Source organism: Plantibacter sp. Leaf1 (assembly GCF_001421315.1).
Taxonomy (GTDB): domain Bacteria; phylum Actinomycetota; class Actinomycetes; order Actinomycetales; family Microbacteriaceae; genus Plantibacter.
This window is the reverse complement of the sequence record NZ_LMJX01000002.1, coordinates 1990183-2009083: the sequence shown is the minus strand read 5'-3', so window position 1 is coordinate 2009083 and position 18901 is coordinate 1990183. Positions and strand designations below refer to the sequence as shown.

Annotated in this window: 20 protein-coding genes; 13 read left to right on the top strand and 7 right to left on the bottom strand. The window is 70.1% G+C overall.

Annotated features, from left to right (window positions below; genetic code table 11):
• Positions 1 to 3: 3 nt before the first annotated feature.
• Positions 4 to 306, bottom strand: coding sequence for a hypothetical protein (locus ASE44_RS11765; RefSeq protein ID WP_056780019.1), 303 nt, complete (start codon positions 304 to 306; stop codon positions 4 to 6).
• A gap of 131 nt (positions 307 to 437) precedes the next feature.
• Between ASE44_RS11765 and ASE44_RS11760 the strand changes: the two genes are divergently transcribed.
• Positions 438 to 962, top strand: coding sequence for a MarR family winged helix-turn-helix transcriptional regulator (locus ASE44_RS11760; RefSeq protein WP_056780017.1), 525 nt, complete (start codon positions 438 to 440; stop codon positions 960 to 962).
• Between the two features lie 255 nt (positions 963 to 1217).
• On the opposite strand, the gene ASE44_RS11755 is transcribed toward ASE44_RS11760, so the two are convergent.
• Both ASE44_RS11755 and ASE44_RS11750 read right to left on the bottom strand, forming a co-directional pair.
• Positions 1218 to 1574, bottom strand: a complete 357-nt coding sequence (locus ASE44_RS11755) for a hypothetical protein (protein WP_056780011.1) — start codon at positions 1572 to 1574, stop codon at positions 1218 to 1220.
• Positions 1575 to 1637: 63 nt separating this feature from the next.
• The gene (locus ASE44_RS11750) at positions 1638 to 1952 is read right to left on the bottom strand and encodes a helix-turn-helix transcriptional regulator (protein WP_056780008.1); all 315 of its coding nucleotides are present in this window, start codon (positions 1950 to 1952) and stop codon (positions 1638 to 1640) included.
• 81 nt (positions 1953 to 2033) lie between these two features.
• Between ASE44_RS11750 and ASE44_RS11745 the strand changes: the two genes are divergently transcribed.
• Positions 2034 to 3269 (top strand): MFS transporter, encoded by a 1236-nt coding sequence (locus ASE44_RS11745; RefSeq protein ID WP_235522591.1) that lies wholly within the window; start codon positions 2034 to 2036, stop codon positions 3267 to 3269.
• 5 nt (positions 3270 to 3274) lie between these two features.
• Here the strand turns inward: ASE44_RS11745 and ASE44_RS11740 are convergent, their stop codons facing one another.
• Positions 3275 to 3766 (bottom strand): Lrp/AsnC family transcriptional regulator, encoded by a 492-nt coding sequence (locus ASE44_RS11740; protein WP_056009751.1) that lies wholly within the window; start codon positions 3764 to 3766, stop codon positions 3275 to 3277.
• Between the two features lie 91 nt (positions 3767 to 3857).
• Between ASE44_RS11740 and ASE44_RS11735 the strand changes: the two genes are divergently transcribed.
• Positions 3858 to 4511 (top strand): YitT family protein, encoded by a 654-nt coding sequence (locus tag ASE44_RS11735; protein WP_056009749.1) that lies wholly within the window; start codon positions 3858 to 3860, stop codon positions 4509 to 4511.
• Positions 4512 to 4514: 3 nt separating this feature from the next.
• Here ASE44_RS11735 and ASE44_RS11730 read toward each other — a convergent pair whose 3' ends face one another.
• Positions 4515 to 5741, bottom strand: coding sequence for a pyridoxal phosphate-dependent aminotransferase (locus tag ASE44_RS11730; protein ID WP_056009747.1), 1227 nt, complete (start codon positions 5739 to 5741; stop codon positions 4515 to 4517).
• Between the two features lie 226 nt (positions 5742 to 5967).
• Between ASE44_RS11730 and ASE44_RS11725 the strand changes: the two genes are divergently transcribed.
• The 4 genes from ASE44_RS11725 (at position 5968) to ASE44_RS11710 (ending at position 11818) form a co-directional block, all read left to right on the top strand.
• A complete protein-coding gene (locus ASE44_RS11725) occupies positions 5968 to 6954 on the top strand; it encodes a 3-oxoacyl-ACP synthase III (protein ID WP_056780005.1) in 987 nt (328 codons plus the stop codon).
• Positions 6955 to 6989: 35 nt separating this feature from the next.
• Complete coding sequence (locus ASE44_RS11720; protein WP_056781136.1) at positions 6990 to 9626, top strand: alpha/beta fold hydrolase; 2637 nt, start codon at positions 6990 to 6992, stop codon at positions 9624 to 9626.
• Positions 9623 to 10591, top strand: coding sequence for an NAD(P)-dependent oxidoreductase (locus ASE44_RS11715; RefSeq protein ID WP_056781134.1), 969 nt, complete (start codon positions 9623 to 9625; stop codon positions 10589 to 10591). The genes ASE44_RS11720 and ASE44_RS11715 overlap by 4 nt, the downstream gene beginning before the upstream one ends.
• A gap of 96 nt (positions 10592 to 10687) precedes the next feature.
• The gene (locus ASE44_RS11710; protein ID WP_056780002.1) at positions 10688 to 11818 is read left to right on the top strand and encodes an epoxide hydrolase family protein; all 1131 of its coding nucleotides are present in this window, start codon (positions 10688 to 10690) and stop codon (positions 11816 to 11818) included.
• Positions 11819 to 11836: 18 nt separating this feature from the next.
• Here the strand turns inward: ASE44_RS11710 and ASE44_RS11705 are convergent, their stop codons facing one another.
• Positions 11837 to 12283, bottom strand: coding sequence for a MarR family winged helix-turn-helix transcriptional regulator (locus ASE44_RS11705; protein WP_056779999.1), 447 nt, complete (start codon positions 12281 to 12283; stop codon positions 11837 to 11839).
• An 80-nt stretch (positions 12284 to 12363) separates the two neighbouring features.
• Here ASE44_RS11705 and ASE44_RS11700 point away from each other — a divergent pair, with 80 nt between their 5' ends.
• The 3 genes from ASE44_RS11700 to ASE44_RS11690 all read left to right on the top strand — a co-directional run bounded on the left by ASE44_RS11700 (position 12364) and on the right by ASE44_RS11690 (position 14534).
• Positions 12364 to 12732 carry a VOC family protein gene (locus tag ASE44_RS11700; RefSeq protein ID WP_056779997.1) on the top strand — a complete coding sequence of 123 codons (369 nt, stop codon included), beginning with the start codon at positions 12364 to 12366 and terminating at the stop codon, positions 12730 to 12732.
• A gap of 67 nt (positions 12733 to 12799) precedes the next feature.
• On the top strand, positions 12800 to 13333 hold the full coding sequence (locus ASE44_RS11695; RefSeq protein WP_056779994.1) for a hypothetical protein: 534 nt from the start codon (positions 12800 to 12802) through the stop codon (positions 13331 to 13333).
• A 154-nt stretch (positions 13334 to 13487) separates the two neighbouring features.
• Complete coding sequence (locus tag ASE44_RS11690) at positions 13488 to 14534, top strand: NAD(P)-dependent alcohol dehydrogenase (RefSeq protein ID WP_056009731.1); 1047 nt, start codon at positions 13488 to 13490, stop codon at positions 14532 to 14534.
• Positions 14535 to 14589: 55 nt separating this feature from the next.
• Here the strand turns inward: ASE44_RS11690 and ASE44_RS11685 are convergent, their stop codons facing one another.
• Positions 14590 to 15345, bottom strand: a complete 756-nt coding sequence (locus ASE44_RS11685) for a CPBP family intramembrane glutamic endopeptidase (RefSeq protein WP_056779991.1) — start codon at positions 15343 to 15345, stop codon at positions 14590 to 14592.
• A 326-nt stretch (positions 15346 to 15671) separates the two neighbouring features.
• On the opposite strand from ASE44_RS11685, the gene glnT reads away from it, so the two are divergent.
• From glnT to ASE44_RS11670, 3 genes are read left to right on the top strand one after another with little or no spacing between them, the layout of a single operon-like run.
• Positions 15672 to 17033, top strand: coding sequence for a type III glutamate--ammonia ligase (glnT, locus tag ASE44_RS11680; protein WP_056779990.1), 1362 nt, complete (start codon positions 15672 to 15674; stop codon positions 17031 to 17033).
• Between the two features lie 5 nt (positions 17034 to 17038).
• Positions 17039 to 18037 (top strand): alpha/beta fold hydrolase, encoded by a 999-nt coding sequence (locus ASE44_RS11675; protein ID WP_056779987.1) that lies wholly within the window; start codon positions 17039 to 17041, stop codon positions 18035 to 18037.
• A gap of 54 nt (positions 18038 to 18091) precedes the next feature.
• Positions 18092 to 18835: a TetR/AcrR family transcriptional regulator gene (locus tag ASE44_RS11670; RefSeq protein WP_056779983.1), complete on the top strand. Its 744-nt coding sequence runs from the start codon at positions 18092 to 18094 to the stop codon at positions 18833 to 18835.
• Positions 18836 to 18901 lie beyond the last annotated feature (66 nt).

Sequence of the window (18901 nt, the reverse complement as noted above, 5' to 3'; positions counted from 1 at the left end):
GGGTCAGAGGACGGCGAACGCGGTGAAGGCGACGGCGGTCGCGGACACGAGCGCGGACGCGGCGACCGTGGCGACGTACGGAAAGGGGAGCGACTTCGCCGGACCGTTCTCCACCGCTTCCTTCGCGCGGAGCAGGGAGACGAAGATCCCGAGGTCCTTCCCGGTGCTCGAGGCGGCCACGAACCGGCCGTCCCGGAACTCGACCATCCCGGCGTACTCGCCGTCGATCGAGGCGACCCAGAGGGTCGCGTCCGGCTCGGCCCAAGCGACCGTGGTCGTCGCGCCTCGCTCCAGCACCGTGCTCATGACTGCTCCTTGCTTAAGATAAGTATTGTTAGAGAATCTAGCGATCCATGCGTCTGCATGTACCCCACTTGACATCACGATCCGGACTCCGCTAGACGTTCTCGTTACGAGAACGACTACTGTTGGATTTCATGAGCGCCCAAGCCGTTGCAGCACAGCACTACTGGTACGAACAGGACGAGCACGAGCGCGGACGCCGCATGCTCGAAGCCATGCGTCTGTACCGCGCTGCAGAGGCCGCCATGCGTCGCCGGACCCGCGACGAGATGCACATGGGCGAGAACGACCTGCTGGCCCTGCGCTTCATGTTGCGCGCCAAGCAGGAGCAGCGCCTCGTCAGCCCCACGGACCTCGGTGCCTACCTCGGCATCAAGACGTCTTCGGTCACCGTCATGCTCGATCGCTTGGAGGCGGCGGGCCACGTGGTCCGCCGACCGAGCGAGACCGATCGTCGGCGCGTGACCGTGTCGACCACCGACTTCGCCGACGCCGAGGTCCGCAAGACGCTCAGTCACATGCACCACCGCATGATGGAGGCGACCACCGGGATCGAACCGGAGATCGCGGCCGGCATCGTCGACTTCCTCGACCGCATGCGCGAGGCCGTCGACTCGATCGACCGGTCGCCGGAGGACGTCGCCGACGCGCAGCACTGATCGGCGCCCCGACCGGACGCCGCATCGGCGGTGAGATGTGCGAGGCGGGCCGCACGGTCTGATCCGTGCGACCCGCCTCCGAATGTCTTCGACGATTTCGACCACGCGCTGCAGGCCCTCCAGGCACCGCTCGAGCCGACTCTCAGAAGTCCCCGACCTTCGATGGTCTCGATGGTAATCGAGCACTCGTCGTGCAGCTGCCGCTTGAACCGCCCGAGCCCCTGTGCTACTCGCCGCCGTGTGCTTCCGGCCGACTCAGTGGTCGCCGGAGTTCTCCGGGTATTCGCCCTCGGGCATCAGCTCGAGGCCTGCCGGCGTGTAGGTGCGATCGAGCATGGCCTGCAACCAGGCGCGGTTGAGCGCGACCGGGCGCGAACCCGTGAACCGGAAGACGATGGGCACGCCGGTCTCGATCCAGATCGCGTAGCGGCCGGAGCCGTGAGCCGGGTCGATGGTCCAGGACAGCAGGAAGGCCTCGCCCTTGCGGAGCTTTGAGACGACGACCATCTGCACGTGGGCGAGGGTCCGATCCTCGAGCTCCAGCGCCTCGTTCCCGTACCGCAGCGTTCCCATGTTCCCCGTCCCCCGTTCGTCGTGTGCGCGGTCGATCACCGCACTGACGATTCTGGCAGTTCCCGTCCGGGCGCCGTGAGTCCGAGGCGTGGGTGCGGTCGGTCAGTCCGCGTCGAGGACGGCGTCGAGCAGGCCGGGGAATCGCGAGTCGAGGTCGTCTGTGCGGAGGGTGAGCGTGCGGCGGCGACCGTTCGGCTCGTTCCGGATGACGCCCGCCTCGCGGAGCACCTTCATGAGGTGGGACTTCGTCGACTTCGGGATCGCGGGGTCGAGTGCGGTGCAGTTCGCGGCGTCCATCGGCCCGTCCCGGAGCTGCCGCACCATCTCGAGCCGGTCCGGATCGCTCAGTGCGAAGAGGACGGCCGGCAGCTCGATCGCCTCGCGGTCGGGGTGTGCGAGATCGGCGGGCGCTGGCATGGTTCGATAATAGTTGAACAATCACCGGGAAGCGCGTATCGTCCAATCGTTCGACATTTTTGGAACCAAAGGAAGCCGCCCGTGCACACGACGACCCCGTCACCCCCGACCCGACCCGTGCCCACCATGACCGCCGGCGAGCGTGCGCTTCCTCGCCGCCGGTTTGGCTTCGTCCTCGCCGGGCTCGGCAGCACGCTCATGCTCGCCGGTGCGAGCGCCCCGTCACCGTTCTACCCGGAGCTCCAGGAGCGGCTCGGCATCGGCCCGATCGGCGTCACCATCGCCTTCTCCGCCTACGCGCTCGCCCTGCTGGTCGCGCTCCTCACGATCGGCTCGGTCTCGGACCACCTCGGCCGACGCCCGGTGATCACGGCCGGATTCGTCGTGCTCGCCGCGAGCATGCTGCTCCTCTGGCACGTCGACTCCGGAACGCTGCTGTACCTCGCCCGGGTGCTCCAGGGGCTCGCCAGTGGGGCGCTCCTCTCGACGCTCTCAGCGACGATCATCGATCTGGCGCCACCCGGACGGCCGCGAGCCGCGACCCTGCTGAACGCCATCGCGCCGATGATCGGCCTCGCCGCCGGCACGATCCTCGCGGGTGTCCTGCTGCAGACGGTCGCCGACCCGTCGAGCTGGACGTTCCTGCCGCTGGCGGTCGCCTACCTGCTCATCGCCGGGCTCATCCGGCTCGTCCCGGAGACCTCGGCCCTCGCTCCCGGGTGGGCGCGGGCCATCCGACCTCGCGCCGCCGTGCCAGCCGAGGCCAGACGGCTCTTCGTCGTCAGCATCCCGATCGTCCTCGGCGGCTGGGCGACCGGCGGCCTCTTCCTGTCACTCGGGCCGAGCATCATGCACACGGAACTCGGCGTCGACGGCCAGCTCGGAGGCGCGCTCCTCATCGGACTGCTGCCGGCCGCCGGGGCCGTCGCCGCCGCGGTCCTGCACCGACGCCGACCGGTCGTCGCCGCGGTCTACGGAGCCTCCGCGCTGGCCGTCGGAACGGTCCTGCTGCTCGTCGCCCTCGTCCTCGGCTCGCTCCCGATCGCCGTGGTCGCCGTCGTCATCGCGGGTACCGGATTCGGGACGGCGTTCATGGGCACGATCGCCTCGCTCGTCCCGCTCGCGCCGGCCGACGAACGCGCCGAGCTGTTCGCCGCGCTGTACATCGTCGCGTACCTGTCCTTCGGGGTCCCGGCCGTCATCGCAGGGCTCCTCGCCTCGGCCATCGGGCTCCACGCCACGGTCCTCGGCTACGGGACGGTCGTCGCGATCGCCGCGGGCACGGCCGCCGTGGTGCGCGCCCGCTCAGCCCGCTGACGGGCTCAGCCCGCTGACGGCTCCTCGGCGAGGCGGTCGAGGAGGCTCGACGAACGGTAGGGGATGACCTCGATGAGCGAGACCTTCGTGTTCGTCCGGACCACCCCCGGCGCGGCGAGCAGGACGCCGGCGATGCGGTGCAGGTCCTCCGTGTCGTGCGCGACGACCTTCGCGAAGAGATCGGCGTCGCCGGTGGTCGCGTGCACCTCCACGATCTCCGGGATCGACTCGAGTGCCGCATAGGCCTCCGTCGCGAGGTCCTGCCGGATGGAGATCTCGATGAACGCGGTGAGTGGGTAGCCGAGCGCCGACAGTCGCACCCGGCGACTCGGGGCGCCCAGTGCGCCATTCGTCTCGAGTCGACGCAGGCGGGCGTGGACGGTGTTCCTCGCGACGCCGAGGGTGCGCGCGAGCGCGAGGGTCGTCATGGACGGGTCGTCGTCGAGCGCGGTCAGGATGCGCGCGTCGAGGTGGTCGATGGTCGCTGCATGAGGCATGTTGCTCACTCTCGGGCCGGGAATGGAGCACGATGACCACTGCACTCTACCCGTGTTGCGCAACGGTCCGAGCTGACGCATCGTTGGCGGAATGAGCACCCAGCAGCCGAGCGCGCAGCAGACCCCCGCCATGCCGAGCCCGGCCCCGTCGCCCATCCGTCACGGCATGGTGGAGGACATCCTCGGTCTGCTCGTCGGCGTGACGGTCGTGTCGTTCGGGCTGTTCATCCTCAAGGCCGGGTCGGCGGTCACGGGCGGGACGGCCGGTCTGTCGCTCCTCGTCAGCTACCTCGCACCCGTGCCGTTCCCGGTCCTCTTCATCGCGATCAACCTGCCGTTCTTCCTGCTGGCCATCCGCGGCAAGGGCTGGGTGTTCACGCTGCGGAGCGGCGGCGCGATCGTGCTCGTCTCCGTGCTGTCCGGCGTGCACCCGCTGTTCCTGCCGGTCGGGCACCTCGACCCGTTCTACGCGGCCGTCGTCGGCAACGTGCTCTGCGGCGTCGGCATCCTCATCCTGTTCCGACACCGAGCCAGTCTCGGTGGGTTCAACATCGTCGCGCTGATCCTCCAGGACCGCTTCGGCCTCCGAGCCGGCTACGTCCTCATGGCCGTCGACACCGTGGTCGTGCTCGTGTCACTCGTCGCGGTCCCGCCGCTCAACGTCCTCGTGTCGGCGCTCGGCGCGGTCCTGCTGAACCTCATCCTCGCGCTGAACCACCGGCCGGGCCGGTACCTCGGCGTCTAGCGCCTACTGCTTGTAGGAGGACAGGAAGTTGCCGAGTCGCTCGATCGCGTCGGTGAGGACGCGCTCCTCCGGCAGGGTGACGACCCGCAGGTGGTCGGGGTCCGGCCAGTTGAAGCCCGTGCCCTGGACGAGCAGGATGTGCTCCGCCACCAGTAGATCGTGGACGAGCTGCTCGTCGTCGTGGATCTCGTGGACCTCGGGGTCGAGGCGCGGGAAGGCGTAGAGCGCACCCATGGGCTTGGTGCAGGAGACCCCGGGGATCGAGTTGAGGCCGGCCCAGGTGGCGTCGCGCTGCTCGAGCAGGCGACCGCTCGGTGCGATGAGGGCGTCGATCGACTGCACCCCGGAGAGCGCCGCCTGCACGGCGTGCTGCGCCGGCACGTTCGGGCACAGACGCGTGGACGCCAGGAGGGTGATGCCCTCGAGGAAGCCGCGCGCGTGGTCACGCGGCCCCGTGATCACGAGCCAGCCGGACCGGTAGCCGGCGACGCGGTAGGTCTTCGACAGGCCGTTGAACGTGAGGCAGAGGAGATCGGGGGCGACGGTCGCCATCGGGATGTGGACGGCGTCGTCGTACAGGATGCGGTCGTAGATCTCGTCGGCGAGCAGCAGCAGCCCGTGCTCACGGGCGACCCCGGCGATCTGCTCCAACACCTCGCGGGAGTACACCGCACCCGTGGGGTTGTTCGGGTTGATGACGACGATCGCCTTCGTGTTCGGCGTGATCTTGGAGCGGATGTCCTCGATGTCGGGCGCCCAGTCCGCCTCCTCATCGCAGCGGTAGTGCACCGGGGTGCCACCCGCGAGGCTCGTCATCGCCGTCCACAGCGGGTAGTCGGGCGCGGGGATGAGGACCTCGTCGCCGTCGTCGAGGAGGGCCTGCATCGTCATCGTGATGAGCTCGGAGACGCCGTTGCCGAGGAACACCCATTCCGGATCGACCCGGGGGAACCCCTCCATCTCCTCGTAGCGGTAGGAGACGGCCTGGCGCGCGGAGAGGATGCCGCGGCTGTCGCTGTACCCGTGGGAGTGGGGGAGCGCCGCGATCATGTCGCGCACGATCTGGTGCGGAGCCTCGAAGTCGAAGATGGCGGGGTTGCCGGTGTTGAGCTTGAGGATGCGGTGCCCGTCGGCCTCGAGACGCACGGCCTCGACGAGGGCCTTCCCCCGGATCTCGTAGAGGACGCTTTTCAGCTTGGAGGACTGGTCGAGGGTGCGGCGGGTGGTCATCCCCACAGGCTACTGCGGCCGGTCGAGCGGGCGGCAGTGCCGATTGCGGGATCGCGGCTCCTCGGACGCGCTGTTTCGCTGAGTCCCCGCTGTCAACGCCGGGGACACGATTCGTCCACGTTCAGGGTAGAGGAGTACCGTCAGACGCTGGCGGTCAAGACTGCCTGGTCAGAGGCACGGAGGAATCGTGACCGGAAACGCAACTACCCGATTCGACAATGTGGCCATGTTGTCGGTGGCGAGCACGCTGCCGTCCGCAGTGGTGACCTCGGTGGAGATCGAAGAGGGCCTCGCCGCGGCGATGAAACGCGCCAGGCTCCCGAAGGGCATCCTGCGACGGGTCGCCGGCGTCGTCGAACGACGACACTGGGGTCCGGGCGAGAACTCGGACGACGCCACGGTGTCCGCCGGTCGCCGTGCGCTCGCCGAGGCCGGTATCTCGCCGTCGCAGATCGGGCTCATGATCAACACCTCGGTCACGCGGCAGCACCTCGAACCGTCCGTCGCCGTGCGCATCCACGACGGCCTGGGTCTCCCGAGCTCCGCGATCAACTTCGACATCGCCAACGCGTGCCTGGGGTTCGTGACCGGCATGACGATGGCCGCCGCGATGATCCAGTCCGGGCAGATCGAGTACGCGCTCATCGTGAACGGTGAGGACGCGAGCGAGGTCCACGCGAACACGATCGAACGGCTGAGCGGCAGCACGATCGACCGCGACGACTTCATGAGCGAGTTCGCCTCCCTCACGCTCGGATCCGGAGCTGCGGCCGCCGTCATCGGCCCCGCCGACCGCCACCCGGAGGGGCACCGCATCCTCGGTGGCGTCACCCGTGCCGCGACCGAGTTCAACCACCTGTGCGTCGGCAGCGTCGACGGCATGTTCACCGACGCGCGTGCCCTCCTCAAGGGCGGCCTCGACCTCGTCGTGTCCGCGTGGAAGGAAGCCGCCGGCGACGAGTGGCGCTGGTCGAAGATGGACCGCTACATCACCCACCAGGTGTCGTCCATCCACACCGACTCGATGGTGAAGGCGGCATCGCTCGACCGCAGCCGCGTGCCCGTCACCTACCCCTACCTCGGCAACGTCGGCCCCGCGTCCATCCCGATCACCCTCGCCGACCAGCAATCGAGCCTCACCAAGGGCGACCGCGTCCTCCTCATGGGCGTCGGCTCGGGGTTGAACACCGGCCTCATGGAGCTCGCGTGGTGACGGGCACCGTCGCCGCCAACATCGGGCTCCGCACCATGGGCGTCCGCGCCGCAGGGCTCCCCGGTCTCCCCGCCCGGTACTCGCACCGCATCGACGTGCCCGGCCGGCTCGCGGACGAGGGCACCACGCGCAACTGGCACTACCTCGACACCGCCGAGGCGCTCGCCGAAGCCGGGGTCGAACCCGTCGGCACGGTGCTCGCCGTCCACGGCAACCCGACCTGGTCGTACCTGTGGCGCTCGCTCGTGACGCAGTCCGTGGAGCAGGCCCGCGAGGGCGGTGCCGCCTGGCGCGTCGTGGCCGTCGACCAGATCGAGATGGGGTGGTCCGAGCGCACCGAGCTCACGCGGACCCTGGAACAGCGGATCGCCGACCTCGCCGGCTTCACCGAGGCGCTCGGGCTCACCGGCCCCGTCGTCACACTCGGTCACGACTGGGGCGGCGTCATCTCGCTCGGGTGGGCCACCGAGCACCCCGACCTCCTCATCGGATCGATGCTCCTCAACACGGCCGTTCACCACCCGGACGGGACGCCCATCCCAGCACCGCTGCGGCTCGCCGGAGCCCGAGGCATGCTCGGTGCCGGCTCCGTCCAGACCACCGCGTTCCTGGACACCACCCTGGCGCTCGCCGCTCCGCCGCTCGCGAGCGACGTCCGCGACGCCTATCGCAGCCCGTATTCGGCTCCGGCTCGGCGCCGCGGGATCGGCGCGTTCGTCGCCGACATCCCGGCGACGCCCGAGCACGTCAGCTTCCCCCGCCTGGAGCGGCTCGCCGCCGACGTCGCCGAGCTCCGCGTCCCGGCCCTCATGCTGTGGGGCCCGCGCGACCCGATCTTCAGCGACCGGTACCTCGACGACCTCGCCGACCGCCTGCCGCACGCCCAGGTGCACCGCTTCGCCGGTGCCGGGCACCTCGTCATCGAGGACGCCCCGGTCGCCGAGTCGCTGCTGTCCTGGCTCGACGAGCACCTCCCGCAGGGTCAGGCGACCACGGCCGAGGCGACCGTCCCGGCCGACGCTCCGGCGGCCGACCCCACCTTCGAACCGCTCTGGCGACGACTCGACGAACGCCGTACGGACGACGCCGATGCCATCGTCGAACAGCGGGGTGCCGGCTCCGCCCGTCGCGTCAGCTGGCGCCAGCTCGACGACCGCGTGACGCGCCTCGCCGCAGGGCTCCACCGCATCGGCGTCCGCCGCGGCGACCGCGTCTCGTTGCTCGTGACGCCGGGCGCCACACTCACCGCCGTGATCTACGCCTGCCTGCGCATCGGCGCGGTCGTGGTCGTCGCGGACGCCGGGCTCGGTGTCCGTGGGCTGTCGCAGGCCGTCCGTGGCGCCTGGCCCGCGTACGTCATCGGCGAGACGAAGGGGCTCGCCGCCGCGCGTGCGCTCGGCTGGCCCGGGGTCAAGATCTCGGCCGCGCGGCTCCCCGGAACGACCGCAGCCGCCCTCGGCGTCTCACACAGCCTCAAGGACCTCCTCGACGACGGTGCGGCTCCGGCGCTGCCGTCCGAGCCAGGCCCGGACGACCTCGCCGCGATCCTCTACACCTCGGGTTCGACGGGCCCGGCGAAGGGGGTCCGGTACTCGCACGCGCAGCTGTCGTCTCTTCGGGACGTCCTGTCCGCTCACTTCGGGATCACCGCCGAGTCCGGCCTCGTCACCGGCTTCGCGCCGTTCGCCCTGCTCGGCCCGGCGCTCGGTGCCCGCTCCTCCACGCCGGAGATGGACATCTCGGCCCCGCGCACGCTCACGGCCCGCGCGGTCGCCGCCGCGGTGGCCGAGGCGGACGCCGACATTGTGTTCCTCTCACCGGCTGCCATCCTCAACGTCGTGGCGACGGCCGGCGAGCTCGACGATGCCGATCGTCGAGCCCTGCAGGGCGTCCGCACCGTGCTCTCGACGGGGGCACCGGTCAGTCGTCAGTTGCTCACCGCGCTCGTCGAGGTGCTCCCGAACGCGTCGGCGCACGCCGTCTACGGCATGACCGAGTGCCTGCTGGTCTCCGACATCACGCTCGACACGATGCCCGGCGACGACTCCGAGCACACGGGCGTGTGCGTCGGGACCCCGATCGGCGGTGTCGAGGTGCGCATCAGCCCGCTCGACGCGGCAGGCCGGGCGACGGGCGAGCTGACGCAGGACCCGGACCGCCTCGGTGAGGTCATCATCTCGGCGGCGCACCTCAAATCGCAGTACGACCGTCTCTGGTTGACCGACCGGGCCGCCGTGCGCGACGTCGCCGAGGACGGCCGCTGGCACCGCACGGGCGACGTCGGGCATCTCGACGCCGACGGGCGCCTCTGGATCGAGGGTCGCCTGCCGCACGTCATCACGACGCAGGACGGGCCGGTCGCACCGGTCGGACCGGAGCAGGCGATCGAGACGGTGCCGCTCGTGCGTCGTGCCGCGGTCGTCGGCGTCGGCCCGGACGGCCTCCGGCAGTGCGTCGCGATCGTGGAGACCACGCCCGGTTCGAAGCGGGTCCGGCTCGCCGACGCCGCGCTCGCCGCCGAGGTGCGGGCTGCTTCACCGCAGCCGCTCGTCGCCGTCTTCGTGGTGCCGGAGCTGCCGACGGACATTCGACACAACTCGAAGATCGACCGCACGCGGCTCTCCGAGTGGGCCGACCGCGTCCTGGCCGGCGAGCGGCTGAGCGCGCCGTGACCGTCCTCGTCACCGGTGCGAGCGGCATGCTCGGCCGCGAGGTCGCTCTTGAGCTGCTCCGCGCGGGTCACCGGGTCCGGGTGTTGCAGCGCGGTCCGGCCGGGCTCGACGGGGTCGAGGAGGTCCGCGGATCGATCACCGATGCGGCCGCGGTCGGTCGGGCGATGCAGGGTGTCGACGCGGTCGTGCACCTGGCGGCCAAGGTGTCGTTGGCGGGTGACCCGGCGGAGTTCGAGCGGGTGAACGTCGGCGGGACCGAAGTCGTCCTCGACGCGGCGGAGACGGCCGGGGTCTCGCGGTTCGTCCACATCTCCTCGCCGTCCGTCGCGCACGGCGGTTCGGCACTCGTGGGCGTCGGCGCAGAGCCGGCCGACCCGGGTGCGGCGCGTGGTGAGTATGCGCGGACGAAGGCGCAGGGCGAGTTGCTCGCCCTCGAACGGGATCGTCGTGGCTTCGCGGTCGTCGTCGTGCGGCCGCACCTCGTCTGGGGTCCCGGCGACCCGCAGCTCGTCGAGCGCATCGTCGACCGTGCGCGTCGCGGTCGCTTGCCGTTGCTCGACGACGGGACCGCCCTCATCGACAGCACGTACGTCGCGAACGCGGCGTCGGCCATCGCAGCGGCACACGAGCACGCCGAGACGGCGCACGGGCGGGCGTTCGTCGTGACGAACGGGGAGCCCCGGCCGGTCGGCGAGTTGCTCGCGGGCATCTGCCGTGCCGCCGGCGTGAAGCCGCCGTCGTTCAGCGTCCCGGCGGGCATCGCTCGCGCGGCCGGCGGACTCGTGGAGCGTCTCTGGAGCATCCGTCCGGGTGCGGACGAGCCGCCGATGACACGGTTCCTGGCGGAGCAGCTGTCGACCGCGCACTGGTTCGACCAGCGCGACACCCGCGAGGCCCTCCACTGGACGCCGGCGGTCTCGATCGACGAGGGCCTCGAGCGCCTGGCCGCCCACTACCGCGCCTGACGCCGACGCTGGGCGTCGGGAAAGGCATGCTGCCGTACCGTGCCGGATGGCAGTTCGTGCCTCACTCTGTCGGAGGTGTGCTCTACGTTCGAGCGCATGCGTTCGTTCCGGATCCAAGTGCCCGATGCCGACCTCGACGAGCTGCGTCGGCGACTCGAAGGGGCCCGCCTGCCGGGTGCGATCGGCGACGCAGCGGAGGAGAGCGCCCTGTCGCTCGATCGACTGCGTCAGCTCGTCGACCACTGGCGCGACGGCTTCGACTGGCGGCGGGTGGAGCGGGAGCTGGCGGCCGTCCCGCAGTTCGAAGCGGAGGTCGACGGCCAGCGACTCCACGTCGCGCGGTTGCCCGCGGCGGAGGGGGCCACGGAGACGGTCCCGGTCATCGTGTTCCACGGGTGGCCCTACTCGTTCGTCGAGATGCTGCCGCTCGCGACGGCGCTCGCCGGCCGGGTCGTCGACCTCGGCGGCGGCCGGGTGCTCGGCTTCGAGGTGGTCGTCCCGTCGCTCCCCGGATACGGGTTCTCCGCGCCCCTCGCCGACGACCGCCCGTTCACCGGCCCGGTGGTCGCCGAGCTCATGCACGGGCTCATGACCGAGGTGCTCGGGCACGCGCGATACCTCAGCTACGGCGAGGACGTCGGATCGACGACGAGCGACTGGCTCGCCGCGCTGCACCCGGAAGCGGTCATCGGGCAGTTCGCGACGCATGCCGCGTTCCCCGCGGCGTCCCGGGCGCACGATCTCACGGTTGCGGAGCAGGACTGGCTCGACCGCCACGATCGCGAGTGGGCTCGCGGCCTCGCCTACGCGCGCGTCCAGGCGACCCGACCTGAGATCCTCGCCGCAGCGCTCAACGACTCACCCGTCGGGCTCGCCGCCTGGATCGCGGAGAAGCTCCTCGCCTGGGCTGGCGACGGTGCGTGGTGGACGGACGACGAGCTGCTGACGACCGTGTCGTTGTACTGGTTCACGCAGAGCATCGGGTCATCGTTCCGCCCCTACCGCGACCACCCGAAGCAGCAGGAACTGCCGCTGATCGAGGTGCCCGTCGCGGTCGCCGTGCAGACCGGAGAGCGTGGGCTTCCGCGCTCCTACGCGGCGCGGACGTACACCGACATCCGCAGTTGGACCGAGCTGGACGAGGGAGCCCACTTCACCGCTTGGCAGGTGCCGGTCGAGGTGGCCGACCGGATCGAAGCGTTCGTGGTGACGCTGCTCGACGACTGACCGGCCGGGGTGGGGCCGTCAAGCGTCCGCGTCGCGAAGCGAACGGATCATGCTGCGCAGGATGGTGAGCGCCGCCTGCTGCTCGTCCGGGGTCAGCCCCTGCAGCATCCGTACCTCCACCGATCGCACGGCGGCGGTCGCCTGCGCGAGGTGTTCACGGCCGAGCGGGGTGAGCTGCGTGGGCAGGGCCTTCCCGACGGGCGCCTGCTCCGGGCGGCTGACGAAGCCGTCCCGTTCGAGTGCCTGCAGGAGGACGTTCATCGACTGCCGGGTCACGAACGCGCCGCGGGCGAGCTCCGAGTTGGACAGGCCGGGCCGCTGGGCGAGGAGTTCCAGGCACGAGTAGTGCGTGATCGTCATGCCGAGTGGGCGGAGGACCGCCTCCATCGCGGAGCGGAGCGCGCTCGACGCCTCCTTCAGGAGATACCCGAGCGAGGTGTCCAGTTCGATCCCGTCTTGACTCATGTCAGTATTCTGACATAGGCTGACGGTGTCAGGTAACTGACACGCTACTTCGGCCACCAACACGAGAACAGGAACACGCCATGCCCGTCACCGGACCCGACTTCATCTCCCTCCAGGTCACCGACCTCGACGCCTCGCAGGCCTTCTACGAGCGGTACCTCGGCCTCGTGCGCTCGCAGGCCGGCCCGCCGCACGCGGTCGTCTTCGAGACCACGCCCACCGCCTTCGCCCTGCGCGACATCGTCCCCGGAACCGACCTCGCGGCCGTCGACCAGCCCGGCGTCGGAGCCGCGATCTGGTTCCACGCCACCGACGTCCAGGAGATCCACGACGCCCTCGCCGCCGATGGTCACACGATCGTCTCGGCTCCCATCGACGGACCGTTCGGGCGCACCTTCACCTTCGCCGACCCCGACGGCTACCAGCTCACCCTCCACGACCGCGCCTGATCGCGACCGGCCCCGCCCGGCCCCTGCCGCTCGACCCGCGCGGAGCCCGACGCGTCAGAATGGACGGATGCGACGTTCGAGAGTGCACGTGATGGGGGCCAGTGGTAGCGGCGTGACGACGCTCGGGCGGGCGCTCGCCGACCACTGGTCAGTGCCGCACGCTGACGCCGACGACTACTTCTGGGTGCCGACCGACCCGCCGTACGTCACGAAGCGGGCTGATGCCGAACGGGTGCGGCTCATGCGGGAGATGTTCGTTCCGCGTGAGGCCTGGGTCCTGTCGGGTTCGATGCCGGGTTGGGGTGACGAGATCGTCGCGGAGTGCGACGCCGTCGTCTTCGTCGTCCTCGACCCGGCCGAGCGCCTGCGTCGGCTGGAGGCCCGCGAGGTCGAGCGGCGTGCCGGCGAGCGGTTCGACGAGGCCGCCTGGGAGACGTTCCGGGAGTGGGCGAGCGGCTACGACGACCCTGCGTTCGACGGACGCAGCCGCGCCTCGCACGAGGCGTGGCTGGCCACCCTGCCGCAGCCCGTCCTCCAGGTCGACAGTGCGATGTCGAGATCCCAGCTCGTCGAAGCGGTGCTGGCCTGGGATCCGCGCTGAGTCACGGAGCGCGAGCGCAGGGCGTCGGCGTTGTCAACCGCGCGCCCCGCTGCCGACGGGAGGCGCATACTGGAACGGTCAGATCTATCTGACACACGTCGCTTAGTGAGCGACAGCGGCGTGCAGTTTCGACGCTCGAGGAGGATGTCCCACCATGAAGGCACTGCGGTACACGAAGATCGGCTCGGCCCCTGAGGTCGTCGAGATCGAGAAGCCGACGCCGGGGCCGGGTGAGATCCTCCTGAAGGTCACCGCTGCCGGCGTCTGCCACTCCGACGACTACGTCATGAGCCTGCCCGAGCAGGACTACCTCGACCAGCAGTACCCGCTGCCGCTCACGCTCGGCCACGAGGGTGCGGGCGTCATCGAGGAGTTCGGGCCCGGCGTGGAGACGAGCCTGCAGCTGGGCGAGGCCGTCGCCGTCTACGGCCCGTGGGGCTGCGGGCACTGCCTGAACTGCTCGCAGGGCAAGGAGAACTACTGCACGAATGCGGCGGCGGAGGGCATCCGTCCTCCCGGACTCGGCGCCCAGGGCTCGATGGCCGAGTACATGATCGTCGACGATGTGCGTCACCTCGTCCCGATCGGCGACCTCGACCCGGTGAAGAACGTGTCGCTCACCGATGCGGGCCTCACGCCGTACCACGCGATCAAGCGCAGTCTGCCGAAGCTCGGCGCCGGCACCTTCGCGGTCGTCATCGGCTCCGGTGGCCTCGGTCACGTCGGCATCCAGATGCTGAAGGCGCTCTCCGGTGCCACGGTCATCGTGCTCGACGTCAACGACGAGAAGCTCGAGCTGGCGAAGCACGTCGGCGCCGACGTCACCCTCATCAGCGACGAGTCGGCGGCCGGGAAGATCCGCGAGCTGACCGGCGGTGTCGGGGTCGACGCCGTGTTCGACTTCGTCGGCGCGAACCCGACCATCGCGACGGCCACCGCTGTCGCAGCGACGGAGGCCGACGTGACGATCGTGGGCATCGGCGGCGGTTCGGCCACCATCGGCTTCGGTTCGATCGCGTACGACGCGGCCGTCCGGATCCCGTACTGGGGTTCGCGCAGCGAGCTCATCGAGGTCTTCGAGCTCGCGAAGGCGGGCAAGGTCGACGTCGAGGTGCAGCCGTACTCGCTCGACGACGCTCCGAAGGCCTACGAGGACCTGCACGCGGGCACGATCCGCGGCCGGGCGGTCATCGTCCCGTAACAGCGTCTCTGAGAACCGGCGTCCGTCGCACCTGCGGCGGGCGCCGGTTGCCCGTTCACGGGCGCGCGGGCGTCCGTTCGTCGGTCCCCTTGATGACCCAGTGGACGACGGCGAGGGAGAGGATGCCGATGAGCGGGCCGAGGATGGCCCCGAACGCGGTGGAGATGGGGGCGTGCCCGACGGAGAACACCGACACGTCCCAGAGGCCGTGCAGCAGCATCGCCCAGATCAGCGAGCCGGTGACGCGACGCACGATGTAGAACGCCGTCCCTGACGCGAACGCCAGTGCCGCCTGGAGGAGCGAGTTCGCCAGCGGGGCGCCGAGGGCGGCGTTGACGAGGTGCATGACCCCGAACAGTGCGCTGGAGAGGAACCAGACCCAGCCCTCGCCGAGCCGTGACCGCAGCGCGGTCAGCAGCAGGCCGCGCGCCATCAGCTCTTCGTTGAACCCGACGAGCACGCCGAGTGCCACCAGTGCGAGCACGAACGACACGTCGAACTGCGACCAGTCCGTGTTGATCAGGTTGAGCACGGAGGCGACCAGCATGATGATCGGCACGAACACCGGCCATCTGTGCTGCGACCGGCGGCGCTCGAACAGGGCGGGGCGCCACCATCCCAGCAGCGTCGCGACGATGACGAGTCCGATGGCGCCGACGGCGAGATCGAGCACGGCTCCGCGCCAGGTCGAATCGGCGGACGTGCCGATCTCGGGGAAGGGCACCCCGCTCAGGATCGACACGATGAAGATGACCAGCACGTAGCCGGCCCAGATCGCCAAGCCGATCCCGATACGAGGACTGACACGCATGGTGGGCCTTCCGTTCACGGGGCATGGTCATCGCCGCGAGGCGCCCCCGGTTCGCGCTCCGTGCTGTCGGGCGCCGACCGGTCAGTCAGGTGTGCTCGATCGCAGTCGCGAGCATCGCCCAAGGGAAGTCAACACGACCGCGGGCCCGAGAACCAGACCATTCCCGCGAGTAGCGGTGCGTCGGACGGCGCCCGAGGGGCCGTCGGCTAGGGTTCACACCCCGGAAACATTTTCGACACCCTATTGAAACTGCGCGCACGCATACTTTCAATACAGTATCGAAATGAGTCGCCGCGAGGTTGGCGACGCAACCGGAGGAGCATCCCATGACCGTCGTCGAGACCGTTACCACCGTGGAGTCCGTCCGCGCCCGCCTGCAGGAAGTCGGCGTCAAATACGCCATGGCGAGCTTCGTCGACATGCACGGCAGCATCAAGACCAAGTTCGTGCCGCTGTCGCACCTCGAGCGCATGGCCGGGGGATCGGAACTCTTCACCGGTGCTGCGCTCGACGGCCTCCCGCAGGCGATCAGCGACGAGGAGCTCTCGGCCCGCCCCGACCTCGACAGCGCCGTCCAGCTGCCGTGGCGGAAGGACGTCGCCTTCTTCGCGAGCGACCTCTACACGAAGGGCGAACCGTTCGAAGCGGCCTCCCGCAACATCCTCAAGCGTCAGCTCGACGCGGCCGCCGAGATGGGCTTCACCTTCAACCTCGGCATCGAGACCGAGTTCTTCGTCCTGAAGGACACCCCCGAGGGCGTGACCGAGGTCAGCGACCGCGACGACCTCGCGAAGCCCTGCTACACCGCCACCGCGGCACTCGACAACCTCGACTGGCTCACCGAACTCGTCGAGGCGATGACCGAGATGGGCTGGGGCGTCTACTCCTTCGACCACGAGGACGCCCCAGGGCAGTTCGAGATCGACTTCAACTACTCCGACGCGCTCACCATGGCCGACCGCGCCGTGTTCTTCCGCCTCATGGCGAACGAGATCGTCCGCAAGCACGGCTACTTCGCCACCTTCATGCCGAAGCCCTTCGCCGACCGCAGCGGTTCCGGCGCGCACTTCAACATGTCGCTCGCCGACATCGAGACCGGCGAGAACCTCTTCGAGACCGACGACGACCCGCGCGGCTGCGGCATCTCGGAGCTCGGCTACAAGTTCATCGCCGGTGTGCTCAAGCACGCACCCGCTTTGTCGGCGGTCATCGCACCGACCGTGAACAGCTACAAGCGTCTCGTGCGGCAGGGCAGCATGTCCGGCTCGACCTGGGCGCCCGTGTTCGTGAGCTACGGCAACAACAACCGCACCAACATGCTCCGCGTGCCGTTGCAGGGTGGACGAGTGGAGTGCCGCGCGGCCGACATCAGCTGCAACCCGTACCTCGGCGCCGCCCTCATCCTCGCCGCCGGCCTCGAAGGCATCCGTGAGGACCTCGATCCGGGTGCACCGCACACCGAGAACATGTACGACTACACCGAGGCGGAGGTCGCCCAGCTCGGCATCGGCATGCTGCCGCGCAGCCTCGGTGAGGCGGTCGACGAGTTCGCGACGGACTCCCTGTCGCGGTCGGTGTTCGGTGAGGCGATGTACGACGCATTCATCGACTACAAGCGCCAGGAGTGGAACGAGTACCAGGCGCACGTCTCCGACTGGGAGACCGCCCGCTACCTGAAGTTCTTCTGATCCCGATGCACCAGGTCCTCGACCTCGGGAGGTTCGCGCTGGAGTCCGGCGCGGACCTCCCCGAGGCCCGGCTCGCGTACACGACGCACGGTGCGCTGAACGCCGCCGGCGACAACGCGGTGCTGGTCCCGAGCTACTACACGGGCACGCACGCGAGCGCCGAGCCGTGGATCGGCTCAGGGCGGGCGCTCGATCCGGCTGAGTGGTTCATCGTGTCGGTGGACCTGTTCGGCAACGGGGTCTCGACCTCACCGTCGAACGCCGCCGAGGAGGTTCGCGGGGCCGCGTTCCCCACGGTGTCGATCGGCGACAACGTGCGCGCGCAACACCGGCTCGCCGAGCAGCTCGGCGTGCGGCGGTGGCGGCTGATCGCCGGCTGGTCGATGGGGGCGCTGCAGGCCTACGACTGGGCGGTCCGGTATCCGGCGTTCGTCGACGCGTTCCTCCCCATCGCCGGTGCCGCCCGCTGCTCTCCGCACAACGCGGTCTTCCTGGCGGGTGTCGAGGCCGCTCTCCGAGCCGACCCGGTGTTCGAGGGTGGTCGATACGCGGTCCGGCCGCGCGCCGGACTTCGCGCCTTCGGGACGGTCTACGCGGGCTGGGCGTACTCGCAGGCCTTCTTCCGCGACGGCGTCTACCGCGAGCTCGGCTATCCCGACGTCGCCGCCCTCCTCGAGGACTGGGCCGCCGACCACGAGCGGTGGGACGCGAACGACCTGCTCGCCATGCTGCGCACCTGGCAGCGGGCGGATCCCGGGCATGGTGTCGACGGCGGTCTCGCTGCGGCGCTCGGCGGGGTGCGTGCGCGGAGCATCGTGATGCCGTCGTCGACCGACCTCTACTTCACCGTCGACGACAACGTGCTCGAGTCGGCGATGATGTCTCGGAGCGAGGTGCGGGTCATCTCGTCCGACCTCGGCCATGTCGCCGGGCGACCCGGGGTGCGGGCCGCTGAGACGGCCGTGATCGAGGCTGCGATGCGTGAGCTGCTCGCGGATCACTGAGGCCGCCCGCCCGTAGGATTGGCGGAGGTGTCCGCGAGCAGGGAGTGGTGATCGATGGCCGGCCGCACAGGAGCATCGCCGGGCCGTCCGCGCGCGAGCGGGATCGCCACCGAGGATCCGCGCGAGGAGATCATCCAGGTCGCGACCCGGTTGTTCGCCGAGCGCGGCTACGAGCGCACGAGCATGACGATGCTCGCCGAAGCGTGCGGGATGAAGCAGTCCTCGCTGTACTACTGGTTCGCGAACAAGCGTGAGGTGCTGCGGGCGACCGCCGCCTCGAACCGCCAGTCGGTCGGTGCCGCGGAGGCCCTCGGCTCGATCGAGGCCGCGACCCCCGCGAAGCTGTACCGGGTGCTGTACGAGGACGGTGTCGCCATCTGCGAGGCGCCCTTCGACTACAACGAGATCGAGCGGCTCGCGGCGGAGCACCCCGACGACCTCGCTTCGTTCTGGGACGACTACCGCGCGCTCTTCACCTTCATCGCCGGACTCATCCGCGACGGCGTGGAGCAGGGCGTGCTCATCCTGGGCGGCAGCGAGACGTCGGAGTGGGCGGCGGCCGCGGCGCTCCACGCGAACGAGGGCATGCAGAAGGCCTACCGGTACGGCTCCGGCGACATCGCCGCCCAGTACCCGCCGGTCGAGGCCGCCGAAGGTGCGGGCGACGCGGACCGCATCCGGGCCTTCGCCCGCCGGACGGCGGCCGCGACCGTGCACAGCCTCCTCGTCGACCGTGCGGCGCTCGCCGACGTGGAGCGCGACGCCCTGGCGCTGAACCTCGCCGTCGCTGTCGACTAACTCGTCGGCGGCTCGTCGTCGGGTCGGGTGTGCACCTGGCCGCCCCCGTGGCGGGACCGAAGGCTC

Excerpts from the sequence above, each read along its gene's own strand:
- ASE44_RS11765 (WP_056780019.1), bottom strand. The coding sequence starts at position 306 with ATGAGCACGGTGCTGGAGCGAGGCGCGACGACCACGGTCGCTTGGGCC.
- ASE44_RS11760 (WP_056780017.1), top strand. The coding sequence starts at position 438 with ATGAGCGCCCAAGCCGTTGCAGCACAGCACTACTGGTACGAACAGGAC.
- ASE44_RS11750 (WP_056780008.1), bottom strand. The coding sequence starts at position 1,952 with ATGCCAGCGCCCGCCGATCTCGCACACCCCGACCGCGAGGCGATCGAG.
- ASE44_RS11740 (WP_056009751.1), bottom strand. The coding sequence starts at position 3,766 with ATGCCTCATGCAGCGACCATCGACCACCTCGACGCGCGCATCCTGACC.
- ASE44_RS11735 (WP_056009749.1), top strand. The coding sequence starts at position 3,858 with ATGAGCACCCAGCAGCCGAGCGCGCAGCAGACCCCCGCCATGCCGAGC.
- ASE44_RS11730 (WP_056009747.1), bottom strand. The coding sequence starts at position 5,741 with ATGACCACCCGCCGCACCCTCGACCAGTCCTCCAAGCTGAAAAGCGTC.
- ASE44_RS11725 (WP_056780005.1), top strand. The coding sequence starts at position 5,968 with ATGTTGTCGGTGGCGAGCACGCTGCCGTCCGCAGTGGTGACCTCGGTG.
- ASE44_RS11720 (WP_056781136.1), top strand. The coding sequence starts at position 6,990 with ATGGGCGTCCGCGCCGCAGGGCTCCCCGGTCTCCCCGCCCGGTACTCG.
- ASE44_RS11710 (WP_056780002.1), top strand. The coding sequence starts at position 10,688 with ATGCGTTCGTTCCGGATCCAAGTGCCCGATGCCGACCTCGACGAGCTG.
- ASE44_RS11705 (WP_056779999.1), bottom strand. The coding sequence starts at position 12,283 with ATGAGTCAAGACGGGATCGAACTGGACACCTCGCTCGGGTATCTCCTG.
- ASE44_RS11700 (WP_056779997.1), top strand. The coding sequence starts at position 12,364 with ATGCCCGTCACCGGACCCGACTTCATCTCCCTCCAGGTCACCGACCTC.
- ASE44_RS11695 (WP_056779994.1), top strand. The coding sequence starts at position 12,800 with ATGCGACGTTCGAGAGTGCACGTGATGGGGGCCAGTGGTAGCGGCGTG.
- ASE44_RS11690 (WP_056009731.1), top strand. The coding sequence starts at position 13,488 with ATGAAGGCACTGCGGTACACGAAGATCGGCTCGGCCCCTGAGGTCGTC.
- ASE44_RS11685 (WP_056779991.1), bottom strand. The coding sequence starts at position 15,345 with ATGCGTGTCAGTCCTCGTATCGGGATCGGCTTGGCGATCTGGGCCGGC.
- glnT (WP_056779990.1), top strand. The coding sequence starts at position 15,672 with ATGACCGTCGTCGAGACCGTTACCACCGTGGAGTCCGTCCGCGCCCGC.
- ASE44_RS11675 (WP_056779987.1), top strand. The coding sequence starts at position 17,039 with ATGCACCAGGTCCTCGACCTCGGGAGGTTCGCGCTGGAGTCCGGCGCG.
- ASE44_RS11670 (WP_056779983.1), top strand. The coding sequence starts at position 18,092 with ATGGCCGGCCGCACAGGAGCATCGCCGGGCCGTCCGCGCGCGAGCGGG.